A 14,359-nucleotide genomic window follows, 5' to 3' on the forward strand; every position below is an offset into this window, starting at 1 on the left:
TTCTGGAGGGAGAATGTCAAGCCTGCTACAACGCCTCACCCGACCGCGCCCGGCGGCCATCGGCGTGGAGATCGGAACGAGCGCCATCAAGGTGGTGGCGCTGCGGCCCGGTGCGCCCCCGAGCCTGCACCACGCGGTCATGACCCCGACGCCCATCGGCAGCATGCGCGACGGGCTGGTGGCCGACCCGCAGGCGGTGGCGACCGAACTGCGCGGGCTGCTCGCGGCCCACGGGATCACCGCCCGGCACGCCGTCACCGCCGTGCCCAACCAGTCGGCGGTGACGCGCAACATCATGGTGCCGCGCATGGAACGTGGGGACCTCGACGAGGCGATCAAGTGGGAGGCCGAGCGCTACATCCCCTACCCCATCGACGAGGTCAACCTCGACTACGACCTGCTCGACGACCCCGCGCAGGTGCCCGAGGACGGCCAGATGGAGGCCGTGATCGCGGCGGCGCCCAGCGAGGCGGTCGCCCGGCAGGCCGAGGTCCTGCGGCTCTCGGGCCTGGAGCCCGTGGTGGTGGACCTCAAGAGCTTTGCCACCCTGCGGGCGCTGCGCGGCAACCTGCTGGGCGAGCACCTCAACAAGACCACCCTGATGGGCAAGAACTACACCGAGCACAGCGAGGTCGCGCTGGTGCTGGAAATCGGCGCGAGCAGCAGTGTCATCAGCCTGGTGCGCGGCGACCGCATCCTGATGGCCCGCAACATCGGGGTGGCCGCCGACGACTTCACGACCGCGCTGCAAAAGGCCTTCGACCTCGACTTCGGCGCCGCCGAGGAGATCAAGCTGGGCTACGCGATGGCCTCCACGCCCACCGAGGCCGAAGAGGACCTGCTGAACTTCGACCTCGCCCGCGAACAGTACAGCCCCGCCCGCATCTTCGAGGTGGTGCGGCCCGTGCTGGCCGACCTGGTGACCGAGGTGCGGCGTTCGCTGGAGTTCTACCGGGTGCAGTCGGGCGACGTGGTAATCGACCGGACCTTCGTCGCGGGAGGCGGGGCCAAGCTGCGCGGGCTGGAGAATGCCATCAGCGACGCGCTGGGCTTCCGGGTGGACGTCGCCAACCCCTGGCTGACCGTGGACACGAGCGCCGCCGGGGCCGATCCCGGTTACCTCCAGCAGCACGCCGCCGAGTTCACCGTGCCGCTGGGCCTCGCGCTGCGGGGAGTGCCGCATGGTTGAGATCAACCTGCTGCCGCAGGAGGGGCGCCGCAGCACCCGGCCCGACGGCTGGAAGTACGGCGCGGTCGGCGTGCTGGGCCTCTCGCTGCTGCTGATCGCCCTGGGCGAGGCCCGCGTGGGGGGCCGCCTGGCCGCGCTGCGCGACGAACAGGCCCAACTTCAGGGCGAGATCGCGGCGCTTCAGGGCGCCAAGACCGAGCACGACGGCCTGGTGGCCGAGCAGCGCACCCTGGAGGGCGTGACGGCGGTGGCGAACCAGCTCCGCGACGGCAAGACCTACTGGACGAACGACCTCGCGGCCTTCTCCGCGCAGCTTCCCAGCGGGGGCGGCGTGGCGCTGACCTCCATGAATGTCAAGACGCTGGACGCCGCCGCCCTGGGCAGCCTTCAGCAGACGGGCGTGTACGCGGGCAAGAACGTGATCCGCGAGTTCGACCTCTCGGGCACGGCCCGCAGCCAGCAGTCGGTGGTGAACTTCCTGAACGCCTTCGAGAACAGCCCCGGCTTCGCGGTGAACTTCCGCAGCGTGCAGCGCGAGGGCGAGGACGGCCTCTACACCTTCGCCGCCTCGGTGGGGCTGGTGGGCGAACCCCCGGCCCCCGCCGACGCGGCGGGCACCCCCGCCCCCGAGGGCACCCCGGCTCCCGAGGCCCCGCCCGCCGAGCCGGTGAGCGGCACCGGAGGCAGCAGTGGCTAAGCCTTCCTTCTCCCTGTCCGGGCTGGCCCCACGGACCCTCTTTCTGCTGGCACTCGCGGGCAGCGCCCTGCTGCTGATGGCGTGGTATTTCGGGCGCTACCAGACCCGCGTGCAGGAGATCGCGCTGCTGGAGAGCGAGCTGGAAACCACCCGCCTGACCGCCGACCGCTACCGCGCCGCCCAGCGGGCGCTGCCCGAACTGCGCGAGACGGTCGCGCGGCTGCGGGTCGAGCGCGACCAGTTCCTGCGGGCGCTGCCGCCCACCGCGCAGTTCGGCACCGTGCTGGACGAGGTGCGGCGCAACGTGCTCGCGGCGGGCGCCGAGCTGAGCACCTTCACCGTGCAGAGCGGTCCCGGCGAGGGCCTGCCCGGCGGCGTGCGGCCCATCGGGTTGAACCTCGGGGTGCAGGGGCAGTACGCCGAAGTGTTCCGGGCGCTGCGCAGCCTGGAAACCATGAACCGCTTCACGACGGTGGGCGGGGTGGGCCTGCAAATGCCGGGGGCCACCTCGTTCAACCCCCCCCTGGAGGGCACGCTGAACCTCACCGTGTACACCTATGACCCCAGCGCGGCGGCGGCCACCGGCACGGGCGCGGCGGAAGCCCCCGAAGCCCCGGCCACCCCCGCCGAGGCCCCCGCCCAAGGAGGTGCCCAATGACCTCCCGACCCACCGAAGGCGGCAAGCCGCCCCTGCTCTCGCGCGAGATGCGGCTGGTGCTCGCGTTGCTGCTGCTGCTGGCGCTGCTGGGCGGCTGGTTCGTCTGGACCTCGAACCGGGACGCGGCGGCCCTGGCGGACGCGCCCTCCCCCACCCCCACGGGCGACCCGCCTGCCGGGGGCGAGGAGGGCACGGACGCGGCGGCGGTCACCCCGGCCCCCGGCACCGGGCAGGACGGCACCCCCCAGGACGGGGCCACGCCCGGCCCCGAAGCTGCCGTGCCCGTCGAACCCAGCGGCGAGATCGAGGTGCCCCAGATTCCCGCCTTCGGGCAAGCCGAGGAGACGGAGGCTGGGGAAACCGCCGAGGCCGTCCCCACACCGGGCGGCATCAACCCCGACATCCCCCTTGCCGCGCTGCCGGGCCGCAACCCCTTCCGGCCGCTGGAACTGGAGCGCACCGAGGGCGGCGAGGCCCCCGCGTCCCCGGTCGCGGCGGCCCCGGAACCTTCTGCCCCGGCTGACCCCGTCTCCCTCCCCGCGAGCGAGCCTGCCCCGAGTACGGGCGGCGCCCTGGCGCTCTCGCCCCTGCCGGGCACCGGCGCTTCCCGCCCGGCCCCCACCCCGTCCGCGGCGGCGACCCCCTCTCCCACCGCCCGGCCCTCCGGAGCACTGCCCACCCCGACCCTTCCCGGCACGGGAGGCGTCAGCGTGACCCGCCCGGCTCCGGCGACGACCAGCCCCACGGCCTCCGCGCCCCGGACGAGCCGACCCAGCGCGTCTGCTGCGCGACCGACGACGGCTTCTCCAGCGGCGAGCACGGGCCGTCCTCCGGGCAACGCGGCGGCGCGGCCCGCCCCGGCGACCTCGCGGCCCTCCGCCGCCGTCACGGGCACCGTTCCCCCGGCGCCCCGTCCGGCCCCGGTGGCGGGTGTCAGCGTGCCGCGTGACGCCATCGACCTGGGGGCGGCGGCCCCAGTTCCGGCGGCCAGCCCCGCTCCGGCCCCCGCGACCGCGCCGGGCACGCCCCAACCCGTCACCCAGTTCGGCCTGGAGGGAGGCGTGAGCGCGGCCAGCCCGCTGGGCACCCTGGTGCAGACCCGTGCCCTGGAGTTCGACGCCGCCGTCCTCGGCCCGGTGAACACCGCGATCTTCCGCTCGAAGGACGGCTACGTGGTCGTCTCGCAGGGCCAGACCCTGCCCGACTCGGACGCGGTCGTGCGCGAGGTCCGCGCTGCGGGCGTCACCCTCGAACTCGGCGGCGAGACGCTGGACCTCGGCGAAGAGGCCCAGCCCACCGGCCTGACCGAGTCCCTGCCCGTGGTGATCGTGCGCCAGCCTGCCGACGCCTTTTCCGCATGGGGCGACCTCGCCGTGATCGCCGAGTTCGACGCCACGCAAACCGACCCCCCGGCGGACCCCCGCTTCGCACTGGCCCTGGCGGCCCCTACCCCCGACCTCTCCCGCGACCAAGGTGAGCCATGAAGAGATACGCCCTGCTCTTGACCGCCGCGCTCGGCATGGCCGCCGCGCAGCCCTCCACCCCTGCTCCGGCAACCGCCCCCACAGCCACAGCCGACCGCCAGCTCTCCGGCGCCGCCGTCACCTTCGACCTGCGCCGGGCGGGCAGCGACTTGACCTCCATGCTGCTGGCCCTCGCCAAAAGCGCCGGGTACGAGGTGCTGCTGGAACCCGGCGTGGAGCCGATTCTCCAGGCGGGCAGCCCCGGTGGGGCGGGCACGGCGGCGGGCGGCCCGGCCCCCGCGCTGGTGACCTACAGCGTGGTCAGCAAGCCCTTCAATGAGGTCTGGCCGCTGGTGCTCGACCTGTACGGCCTGAGCTACGAGACGCTCCAGATCGGCGGCAAGCCCGTCCTGCGCGTGACCGCCCGCCCGGTGCAGAAGATCGTGCGCCTGCCCGCCGCCCTGAGTGCCCCCCTGGTCGAGCGGCAGCTCAAACTGTCCTTTGGCAGCCTGAAGACGGTCAGCACGGGCCAGAGCACAGGCGGGCAGGGGAACAGCACCAGTTCCTCCGAGACGACCCGCGAGGAGATCGTCCTCGACTCGCCCACCCTGCGGATCATCGCAGAGACCGCTTCCAACAGCGTCATCATTCGGGGGACCAATCAGGAGGTCGCGCAGGTCGAGCGCCTGCTCGCGGAGATCGTGGCGGCGCAGCCTGCCAATGTCCGCGTCGCGCCCAGTGAGCCGCCCACCGTGCAGCGCATCTACACCGTCAAGGGCGCTCCTGCCGACGTGACGGCCCTGCTGACCGCCCAGTTCCCCGAACTGCGGGCCACCGCTGTGGGCCAGACCGGCCAGATCGTGATCACCGGGCCGCAAAACCGGTTGGACGCCGCACTGGCCCTGCTGTCCCAGGTAGACCGCGCTCCTGCCCCCGCTGCCTCCACCCAGACCGAGGCGCCTGCCGTCCAGCGCGTCTACGCGGTCAAGGGCCAGCAGGCCGACATCGTGACGCTGCTGGGAGCGCAGTTCTCGACGCTGAAGGTCACCCCCGTGGGGCAGACCGGGCAACTCGTGATCACCGGGCCGCAGACGCAACTTGACGCGGCGCTGGCGCTGCTGGGTCAGGTGGACCGCCCCGCGCCGCCCGCCCAGACCGGGCCGCAGATCGTGCAGCGCGTCTTTACCCTGATCAACGCGAGCGCCGAGGAGGTCAAGGCCACCCTGGAAGGGACGCTGGCCCGCGAGGTCACCCCCGACAAGCCCGCCATCACGAACGTGCCTGTCAACGCCACCGATGCCAACGGCAACGCGATCACGGTGACGGTGCCCGCCTCGAACGCGAATGCCGCGCAGCCCCAGACCGCGCAGGCGGCAGAAGCCCCGACCGCCAACCCCAACGCGGCCACCCTGATCGCCGACCGCCGCACGAACACCCTGATCGTGCGCGGCACGGCGGCCCAGGTCGCGCAGGTAGCCGAGCTGATTCCGCAACTCGATCAGGTCGTGCCCCAGATCAACGTGCAGGTCCGCATTCAGGAGATCAACGAGACGGCCGCCCGGACCCTGGGCATGGACTGGAAGGTCAACTTCGGGGGCTTCAACGTCAATGTGGGCGGCAGCGGCCTGGGCGCGACCTTCGACCCGACCAAGAGCCTGGTGGGCTTCAACATCTTCCCCACCCTGCAGGCGCTGGAGACCCAGGGCTTTACCAAGCGCGTCTACGACGGCAACATCTCCATGCAGAGCGGGCAGCGGTCGCTGGGCACCGGGACCACCTCGCAGAATGCGTCGGCGAACGCGGCGGCCTCCATCAAGAGCGGTGGACGGCTGGAGATCAACATCCCGTCGGCGGCGGGGAACATCGAGAAGCAGATCGACTACGGCCTCAACCTCGACTTCTTCGACCCGCAGGTGGCTCCCGACGGCACCATCACGCTGCGGGTGCGCGGGCAGGTGAACAACATCGCCGGGGCGCTGCCCACCAACGCGCTGCCCAACCTGCTGAACTTCACCAACTCCGAGGCCCAGAGCACCGTCACCTTCAAGAACGGACAGACGGTCCTGATGAGCGGCCTGCTGGGGACCACCGAGTCGCGCACCAACAGCGGCGTGCCCCTGCTGAGCAGCATCCCGGTGATCGGCGCGGCCTTCAGCCAGCAGCGCACCGACCGCTCGCAAACGCAGCTTCTGGTCATCATCACCGGGACTGTCGTCAAGTAACCCGCCTCACCCTCCCACACGCCCTCCCTCGCCGGGGGCGTGTTTGTTTGGGCAGGGCACGGTGTGGCCCGGCGGCCCGGCGCTAGATTCCGGCCATGCGTGCCCTTTCTCTCACCTTTGCCCAACCCGCCCAGGAGTCCCGATGAGGTACCTCACCGCCGGGGAGTCGCACGGGCCGCAACTGACGGCCATCATTGAGGGACTGCCCGCCCAGTTGCCGCTGGGCAAGCCCGATCTCGACCCCTGGCTGCGGCGGCGGCAGGGCGGCTACGGGCGCGGGCGGCGCATGGTGATCGAGACAGACGAGGCGCAGATTCTCAGCGGGGTCCGGGCGGGCCGCACGACGGGCGCTCCCGTCACGCTGGTGATCGAGAACCGCGACCACCGCAACTGGATCGAGATCATGTCGCCGGAGCCGGGGAACGAGCCCCGCAAAAAGGCCCTCACCGACGCCCGCCCCGGCCACGCCGACCTGACGGGGGGCATCAAGTACCGCCACAAGGACCTGCGCGACGTGCTGGAACGGGCCTCGGCGCGGGAGACGGCGGCGCGGGTGGCGGTGGGGGCGGTGGCGCTGAAGCTGCTGGGCGAACTCGGCGTGGAGGGCGCGAACTACGTCGCCAGCCTGGGCGGCATCGAGACGCGGCAGCCCTTCTCCTGGGACGCGCTGGAGGCCATCGAGGCGTCCGACCTCCGCACCCCCGACGAGGACGCGGCGGCGCGGATGCGCGAGCGGATTGACGGGGCGAAAAAGGACGGCGACACCCTGGGCGGCATTCTGGAAGTGCGCTTCCGGGGCCTGCCGGTGGGGCTGGGCAGCCACGTCCACTGGGACCGCAAGCTCGACGGGCGCATCGCGCAGGCCTGCCTCAGCGTGCAGGCGATGAAGGGCGTGGAGATCGGGCGGGCCTTCGAGAACGCGGCCCGGCCCGGCAGCGGGGTCCACGACCCGGTGTATTACCGGGAGGGCACCTACGCCCGCGACACCAACGGGGCGGGTGGGCTGGAAGCGGGCATGACGAACGGCGAGGAGTTGATCGTGCGCGTCGCCATGAAGCCCATCGCCACCCTGATGAGGCCCCTCCCGACCGTGAACGTGGTCAGCCACGAGGCGTCGGACGCCGCCCGCGAGCGCAGCGACACGACCGCCGTGCCCGCCGCCGGGGTCATTCTCCAGTGCGTGATCGGCTGGGTCCTGGCCGACGCGATGCTGGAAAAGTTCGGTGGCGACACCCTGCCCGAGCTTCGGGAGCGCTTGAAGGCGGCGCGGGCGTATGCGCGGGGGTACTGAGGACCCCTCACCCCGCTGCTTCGCAGCGCCCCTCTCCCAGAGGGAGAGAGGAAAAACCTCTTTCCCACACCTCTCCACACGCCACAACCCACCGGCCACACGCCCTAAAGGTTCTCCTTACCCGGAAGCTGGGGGCGACTTGCCCTAGACTGCCTTCCATGAACGGGTTCGGCCTGATCGAGCGTCCCGTCACGTGGGTGGCGCTGGCGGGCTTTATGGGCACCGGCAAAAGCCGCGTGGGGTGGGAACTCTCGCGGGCGCTGGCCCTACATTTCGTCGACACCGACAAGCTGATCACCCGCGTGGTCGGCAAGACCATCCCCGAGGTGTTCGAGCAGGAGGGCGAAGGCTACTTCCGCGCCTGCGAGTCGGAGGTCGTCGAGCGCGTCACGCGGCTGGACCACGCCGTCGTGAGCCTGGGCGGGGGCACCTTCATCCACGAGGCCAACCGACGCAGGCTGCTGGAACGCGGCCCGGTCGTGGTGCTGTGGGCTTCCCCCGAGACGGTCTACCAGCGCACCCGCCACTCCGAGCGGCCCCTGCTCAAGACCCCCGACCCCCTCTCGCGTATCCGCACCCTGATGATTGAACGCGAGCCGCACTACCGCCAGGGCACCATCCACGTCCACAGCGACGGCCGCCCCGCTGAAGAGATCGTGGAGGAAGTCATCGACCGCCTCTGGGCCTGGGCCGACGCGGACGCCGCATGGGACGAGGCCGAACCCGTGGCCGAGCGGGCGTCCGACTAGCGTGCGGCCCTCCTCCAGCCAGCAGGTCGAGGTCGGGGGCGAGCAGCCCTACACCGTCACCGTGGGGGCAGGCCTGTTGGGGCAAGTACGGGTCCCCCAGCGCCACGTCGCCCTGATTCACCCCGCCGACCTGCCTCCCGCTTTCGTAAAGACGGTGCAGGCGGCCCTCTCCCCCACCGTCACCATCAGCGTTCCGGCCCGCGACGAGTGCAAGACGCTGGCCGTCTACACGGATGTGCTTTCACGGTTGGCAGCGGCGAACTTGCCGCGTGACGGGGCCGTCGTCGGGCTGGGGGGCGGTGCGGCGACCGACCTCGCGGGCTTCGTGGCGGCCTCGTACCTGCGCGGCGTGGCCTTTTACACCCTGCCGACCACCCTGCTGGGCATGGTGGACGCGGCGGTGGGCGGCAAGACGGGCGTGAATCTCCCCGAGGGCAAGAATCTAGTGGGGGCCTTCTGGCCGCCCCGCGCCGTCTGGTGCGACGTGGAGACGCTGAGCACCCTGCCGCCGGAGGTCTTTCGCGAGGGCGCCGCCGAGGCGTACAAGCACGGCCTGATCGCGGACCCTTCCCTGCTGGCCCGCGTGCTCTCGCCGGAGTTCCAGCCTGGCGGTCCCAGCCTGAAATCCACCCTCGCAGATGCCATTCGGGTCAAGGCGGACGTGGTGACCCGCGACCCCACCGAGCGGGGCGAGCGGGCCTTCCTGAACTTCGGCCACACGCTGGCGCACGCGCTGGAGGCCCACACGCACCACGCCGTTCCCCACGGCGAGGCGGTGGGCTACGGAATGCACTACGCGGCGCGGCTCTCGCGGGCGCTGGGCGGGGCCGACCTGACCGGGCACACGTTGGCTTTCCTGCGCTGGCAGCAGCCCACGCCCCTCCCCGACCTGACCTTCGATGACCTGTGGCCCTACATGGCCCGTGACAAGAAGGCCGACGCGGACGGCGTGCGCTTCGTGCTCCTCCACGACCTCGCGCGGCCCTACCTGGGCCGGGTGCCGGAGGACGTGCTGCGCCGGGAATTCGCGGGGTGGCAGACCGACCTCATCCCGCCGCGCTGACCCGCTACGCTGGGGCATGATTCTCGTCCTCAACGGCCCGAATCTGAACCGCCTCGGCCTGCGCGAGCCGGGCGTGTACGGCTCTCAGACGCTCGAAGACCTCGAACGGCTGTGCGAGGGCTGGGGTGCCGAGCTGGGCACCGCCGTCACCTGCCGCCAGAGCAACTACGAGGGCCAACTGCTGGAATGGATTCAGGATGCCGAGGAGCACGGCTTTGCGGGCATCGTGCTGAATCCGGGGGCCTTGACGCACTATTCCTACTCTCTGCGCGACGCCATCGCCGGGCAACGCCTTCCAGTCGTGGAGGTTCACATCTCCAACGTCGACGCCCGCGAGGAGTTCCGCCACCGGTCGGTCACGGCGGCCGTGTGCCGGGGCAAGATCAGTGGGCTGGGGTTTTTGGGATACCGGCTGGCGATTGAGGCGCTGGTGGATGAGGGCACCGCAGAAGTAGGGGGCTGAGATGGCGAGTGGACTCGGCAACAAGCTCACGGGTCAGATCGGGGAGTTTCTGGTCTGTGCGGAACTGGGCCGCCAACTCGACTTGATTGCCACCCCGTTTGCGGGCAATGTGCCGCTCTTCGATCTGCTGGTCGCGGACGAGCAATGTCGGTCCCTCCCGATTCAGGTCAAGGCCGCACGGGGTCTGCAATGGTCGACCCGCGCCGATGCTTGGCTGCACTTGGAAGTCGTCGGGAGGCGTCAGGTGGACCACGGTGACCGGGAGTTGGACCATCCCAGCTTGATTTACGTGTATGTGGCGATCGCGCCCAGAACGGACTCGCCCACCCCACCGCGCGACCGCTTCTTCGTCCTGACCCAGCGGGACGTTCAGCAGATCGTGGCCCCTGCCTACCGTGCCTATATGGAAAGCCGTTCGGTCCCCTGGCAACGGCCCCGAAATCACGCTTCCTTCGACGCACGGCTGGATGCCGCCCAACTGGAACCATACGAGCACAACTGGGACCTGATTCGTCGCCAGCTTGAGATGCAGTCGGTCCCCTGAGCTCCGCTTGCCCCCCGCCCCCAAGGTCTGATACCCTCACCTTTAGTGTTTCGTGCTTGGTAGGGCCGAAACGACCGGGAGGCACCCGGACACGCACGCACTTTCTCCCCCGTCAGGGCGGGGCGTGTCGCCGCCAAATCCCATCCTTACGGAGTTTCACGGTGAAAACCTTTGTTCCCAAGAACGACGAGCAGAACTGGGTCGTGGTGGACGCTGCGGGCGTGCCCCTGGGCCGCCTCGCCACCCTGATCGCCAGCCGCATTCGCGGCAAGCACCGCCCCGACTTCACGCCCAACATGATTCAGGGCGACTTCGTGGTCGTGCTGAACGCCGCGCAGGTCGTGCTGACGGGCGGCAAGCTCGACGGCAAGGTGTACACCCGTTACACCGGCTACCAGGGCGGCCTGAAGACCGAAACCGCCCGCGAGGCGCTCAAGAAGCACCCCGAGCGCGTCATCGAGCACGCGGTGTTCGGCATGCTGCCCAAGGGCCGTCAGGGCCGAGCGATGCACAGCCGCCTGAAGGTATACGCGGGCGAGACGCACCCCCACACCGCCCAGAAGCCCCAGACTCTCGAGGTTCGCTGATGGCTATTGAACAGTTCTACGGCACGGGCCGCCGCAAGGCCGCCGTCGCCCGCGTCTTCCTGCGTGCGGGCGAGGGCAAGATCATCGTCAACGGCAAGGAGTTCCAGACCTACTTCCGTGGGCTGCTCCGCGCCGTGCACGCGCTCCAGGCCTTCCGCGAGACGGGCACTGCCGGGCGCTACGACGCCTACATCACCGTGACGGGCGGCGGCCCCAGCGGTCAGGCCGACGCGATCAAGCTCGGCATTGCCCGTGCGCTCCTGAAGGTCAACCCCGACTTCCGCGCCCAGATGAAGCCCAAGGGCCTCCTGACCCGCGACCCCCGCGAGGTCGAGCGCAAGAAGTACGGCCTCAAGAAGGCCCGCCGCGCTCCCCAGTTCAGCAAACGCTGATTCGGACGCGGTCCCGAGAGTCCCCCTTCCCGAGTGGAGGGGGACTTTTCTGTGGCGTGTCCTCTACACTTTCCCGCGATGGCTGGGCCGCTGATCGACCTCCAGAACGTCACCGTGCGGGTGGGCGGAGAGACGCCGCTGCGAGGCGTGACCCTGCGGGTCTGGCCCGGCGAGGCGCTGCGGCTGGAGGGACCGAACGGCGGCGGCAAGACGACCCTGCTGCGGCTGCTGGCGGGCGAGGTTGCTCCGGTGGGCGGCGAGCGGGTCTACGGGCTGGGCGGGCAGACACGGCGTTCGGCGGTGCGGGCACGGCAGACATTGAGCGTGGTGGGGCTGGACGCCGAAGCCTTCTACCTAACGCGCGACTGGCTCCAGACCGTGCGGGACGTGCTGCTGGCGGGGTTTGAGGGGGGCACCCTGCGCCTGTGGACGCCGACGCCGGAAGCGCAGGCGAGGCTGGCCGAGGTCGCCGCGCTGACGGGCGTGTCGGGTTGGCTGGACCGCGACTTCCGCACCCTCAGCCACGGGCAGCGGCGGCGGGCCATGCTGGCACGGGCCCTGATGCCCCAGCCGGAAGTGCTCCTGCTCGACGAGTTCACCGACGGGCTGAGCGCCGGGGCACAGGAGGGACTGGGACAGGTGCTGCGCGAGGTTCACGGGTCGGGCGTCACGGTCGTCCTCGCCACCCACCGCCCGCAGGAGGCACCGGAACTGCCCTGGCGACGGCTGCGGGTGGAGGGGGGGACGGTGCGGGAGACGGAGGGCACCCACCGGACCCGCCTCTCCCCCACCCCCCTTCCCCGACCTCCTGGCGAGGGCGACCTCGTGCGGCTGCGGGACGTGGAGGTTTACCGGAACGGGCGGCGGGCGCTGGGGCCGCTCTCGTGGACATGGCGGGCGGGCGAGCACTGGCTGGTGACGGGCGAGAACGGCAGCGGCAAAAGCACGCTGGCACGGCTGATTTCCGGGGAGCTGCACCCCGCGCTGGGTGGGCGGGTGGAGCGGCCCTTCCTGGCCCGCGACCGGCTGACCGAGCGCCGCCGCACGGTCGGGCTGATCTCCGCCGAGGTCGGCGTGCGGCAGCGGCGGGGCTGGACCGGCCGTGAGGTGATCGGCAGCGCGTGGGGCGGGACCGAGGGGTTTGCGCCGAACCTCACGACGGAGCAGACGGCGCGGGTGGAAGCGCTGGCGGGGCACCTCGGCGTGACCGACCTGCTCGGCCGCCCCGCCAACACGCTCTCGCAGGGGCAATTGCGGCGGCTCCTGCTCGCGCGGGCGGTGGCCCACCGTCCCCGCCTGCTGATCCTCGACGAGGGGCTGGACTTTCTGGATGCCGAGGCCCGCACCCGGTTCCTGGCCCTGCTGCCGGACCTCGCCCGAGCGGGCACGCACATTCTGGTGGTCGCCCACCGCAAGGCCGACGCGCCGCCGGGGTTGACGCACCATCTGGAATTGGCGGAGGGACAGATCAGGCGGGGGAAGCCTCTGCCCCCTCCAACCTGTCCGCCAGCTCTTCCAGATAGGCCCCCAGCGCCTCCGGGCCGCTGACCTGATCGTGGGCGTGGACCGTGAGCAGTGGCAGGTAACCCACCTGCACCGCGTACCCGGCGAGTTCCAGCATCGCCACGTCGTTGTCGCTGTCCCCAAAAACGACCGTGCGCTCCAGCTCGATCCCCAGCCCCTCCGCGATCAGGGTCAAGGCCGCGCCCTTGTGCGCCCCGGTGGGGGTCACCGTCAGGAACTCGGTGTAGGGCGGCTGCGCCCCGGTCAGCACCAGGTGCGGGTGCGACTCGCGCAACCGGGCGGCGAAATCGGCCACGCCGGGGTGATAGAAGCCCACCTTCAGGGCCGCCTCGTCCGTGGGGGCGTCCGCGAGGGGGCGCACGCCGCGCTCGACCATCCACGGCTCAGGCTGCTGGCCCGGCGGAATCAGGGCATACGGCCCCTGCGCCGTGAAGACGACCACGCGGGCGTCCTCCAGTTCGTGCGCGAGGACGGCCGCGAGTTCCTCCGCCGTGAAGCGGGCCTCACGGTGCAACTCGCCGCCGAGTTCGACCCGGCCGCCGTTGTTGGTCGCCACCGCGTCGGGCTGCGCGGCCTCCAGCACCGGGCGGGGGGCGCTGTCGCGTCCGGTGATGACCGCCACCCGCACCCCCAGCCCCCGCAGCCGCGCGAGCGCCGCCGCCGTGGGCGCGGGCACCTCGCGGCCCATCTCGGGAATCAGGGTGCCGTCAAGGTCGAAGGCGAGCAGCAGGGGCAGGCGGTGGGGCCGGGGGCGTTCGGGCGGGCGCGTCACGGGGGAGAGGCTAGCAGGCGGGGGCACCGGACAACGCGAGGGCCGCCCACCCCCGGCGAGGGGAGCGGGCGGCTCGGCAGAGGGTGGGGCTTATTCGCCCAGCGTCTCGATGGGGGTGAAGTCGCTCTGCGTCTCGGTGGCCGTCTCGGCGGGCGCGGCCTGGGCGGCGAGCGCGGCGGCCTTGGCCTGCTGGCTGCGGGCGGCGTCCTTCATCACGCGGCTGCGGTCGCTCTTGATGCGGGCAGCCTTGCCGCGCAGTTCGCGCAGGTAGTACAGCTTGGCGCGGCGGACCTTGCCACGCTCCAGCACCGTCACCTTGGCGACGAGCGGGCTGCTGAACGGGAAGACGCGCTCGACGCCCTCGCCGAAGCTGATCTTGCGGACCGTGAAGCTCTTGCGGCTGCCCGTGCCGTTGATGGCGATGACCACGCCCTCAAAGGCCTGGTTGCGGGTGCGGTTGCCTTCGACGACCTTCGTCTCCACGCGCACGGTGTCACCGGGCTGGAACTCGGGGTGGTCCGTCTTGATGTGCCCCTGCTCGACCGAGCGCAGGATCGCGCCGCGATTCACTTTGACCTGACTCTGCATGTGTCACCACTCCTTTACCAGCGGACCGTCCCACCTCCCGGCACAGCAGTTCCCAACACACCGGCACGGGCAGAGACGTTCTTGGTCTGTACGCTCCCGCGTCATCGCGCGGGGCTGAACCTGAGGAGTATACGCGCCGGGGCCGGGGCAGCTCAAG

15 protein-coding genes are annotated in these 14,359 nt (G+C 71.2%); 13 read left to right on the plus strand and 2 right to left on the minus strand.

Annotated elements, in window-relative coordinates:
• Positions 1 to 13 precede the first annotated feature (13 nt).
• The 13 genes from pilM (at position 14) to L1280_RS10250 (ending at position 12,866) form a co-directional block, all read left to right on the plus strand.
• Positions 14 to 1,189 (plus strand): type IV pilus assembly protein PilM, encoded by a 1,176-nt coding sequence (gene pilM / locus L1280_RS10190; RefSeq protein ID WP_253582115.1) that lies wholly within the window; start codon positions 14 to 16, stop codon positions 1,187 to 1,189.
• Positions 1,182 to 1,886 (plus strand): fimbrial assembly protein, encoded by a 705-nt coding sequence (locus tag L1280_RS10195; protein WP_253582117.1) that lies wholly within the window; start codon positions 1,182 to 1,184, stop codon positions 1,884 to 1,886. Before pilM ends, L1280_RS10195 begins: the two co-directional genes overlap by 8 nt.
• Positions 1,879 to 2,544 carry a type 4a pilus biogenesis protein PilO gene (locus L1280_RS10200; RefSeq protein WP_253582118.1) on the plus strand — a complete coding sequence of 222 codons (666 nt, stop codon included), beginning with the start codon at positions 1,879 to 1,881 and terminating at the stop codon, positions 2,542 to 2,544. The genes L1280_RS10195 and L1280_RS10200 overlap by 8 nt, the downstream gene beginning before the upstream one ends.
• The gene (locus tag L1280_RS10205; RefSeq protein WP_253582120.1) at positions 2,541 to 4,028 is read left to right on the plus strand and encodes a hypothetical protein; all 1,488 of its coding nucleotides are present in this window, start codon (positions 2,541 to 2,543) and stop codon (positions 4,026 to 4,028) included. Before L1280_RS10200 ends, L1280_RS10205 begins: the two co-directional genes overlap by 4 nt.
• A complete protein-coding gene (locus L1280_RS10210) occupies positions 4,025 to 6,229 on the plus strand; it encodes a type II secretion system protein GspD (RefSeq protein WP_253582121.1) in 2,205 nt (734 codons plus the stop codon). Before L1280_RS10205 ends, L1280_RS10210 begins: the two co-directional genes overlap by 4 nt.
• Before the next feature lie 142 nt (positions 6,230 to 6,371).
• Positions 6,372 to 7,520, plus strand: a complete 1,149-nt coding sequence (gene aroC, locus L1280_RS10215) for a chorismate synthase (protein WP_253582123.1) — start codon at positions 6,372 to 6,374, stop codon at positions 7,518 to 7,520.
• Positions 7,521 to 7,678: 158 nt separating this feature from the next.
• Positions 7,679 to 8,269, plus strand: coding sequence for a shikimate kinase (locus L1280_RS10220; RefSeq protein WP_253582125.1), 591 nt, complete (start codon positions 7,679 to 7,681; stop codon positions 8,267 to 8,269).
• 1 nt (position 8,270) lies between these two features.
• The gene (gene aroB, locus L1280_RS10225; protein ID WP_253582126.1) at positions 8,271 to 9,332 is read left to right on the plus strand and encodes a 3-dehydroquinate synthase; all 1,062 of its coding nucleotides are present in this window, start codon (positions 8,271 to 8,273) and stop codon (positions 9,330 to 9,332) included.
• A gap of 16 nt (positions 9,333 to 9,348) precedes the next feature.
• On the plus strand, positions 9,349 to 9,795 hold the full coding sequence (aroQ, locus tag L1280_RS10230) for a type II 3-dehydroquinate dehydratase (protein ID WP_253582128.1): 447 nt from the start codon (positions 9,349 to 9,351) through the stop codon (positions 9,793 to 9,795).
• Position 9,796: 1 nt separating this feature from the next.
• On the plus strand, positions 9,797 to 10,339 hold the full coding sequence (locus tag L1280_RS10235) for a hypothetical protein (RefSeq protein ID WP_253582130.1): 543 nt from the start codon (positions 9,797 to 9,799) through the stop codon (positions 10,337 to 10,339).
• Positions 10,340 to 10,500: 161 nt separating this feature from the next.
• The gene (gene rplM, locus L1280_RS10240; RefSeq protein WP_253582132.1) at positions 10,501 to 10,926 is read left to right on the plus strand and encodes a 50S ribosomal protein L13; all 426 of its coding nucleotides are present in this window, start codon (positions 10,501 to 10,503) and stop codon (positions 10,924 to 10,926) included.
• Entirely contained in the window at positions 10,926 to 11,318 is a 393-nt protein-coding gene (gene rpsI / locus L1280_RS10245; protein ID WP_104991346.1) for a 30S ribosomal protein S9, read from the plus strand. The genes rplM and rpsI overlap by 1 nt, the downstream gene beginning before the upstream one ends.
• Positions 11,319 to 11,396: 78 nt before the next feature.
• Positions 11,397 to 12,866, plus strand: coding sequence for an ATP-binding cassette domain-containing protein (locus L1280_RS10250; protein ID WP_253582133.1), 1,470 nt, complete (start codon positions 11,397 to 11,399; stop codon positions 12,864 to 12,866).
• Here the strand turns inward: L1280_RS10250 and L1280_RS10255 are convergent.
• On the minus strand, positions 12,787 to 13,614 hold the full coding sequence (locus tag L1280_RS10255) for an HAD hydrolase family protein (protein ID WP_253582135.1): 828 nt from the start codon (positions 13,612 to 13,614) through the stop codon (positions 12,787 to 12,789). The genes L1280_RS10250 and L1280_RS10255 overlap by 80 nt on opposite strands.
• Before the next feature lie 90 nt (positions 13,615 to 13,704).
• Positions 13,705 to 14,202 carry a 50S ribosomal protein L19 gene (gene rplS, locus L1280_RS10260; RefSeq protein WP_253582136.1) on the minus strand — a complete coding sequence of 166 codons (498 nt, stop codon included), beginning with the start codon at positions 14,200 to 14,202 and terminating at the stop codon, positions 13,705 to 13,707.
• Between the last annotated feature and the right edge of the window lie 157 nt (positions 14,203 to 14,359).

Origin of the sequence: Deinococcus sp. HSC-46F16 (assembly GCF_024171495.1) — a bacterium.
Taxonomy (GTDB): Bacteria; Deinococcota; Deinococci; order Deinococcales; family Deinococcaceae; genus Deinococcus.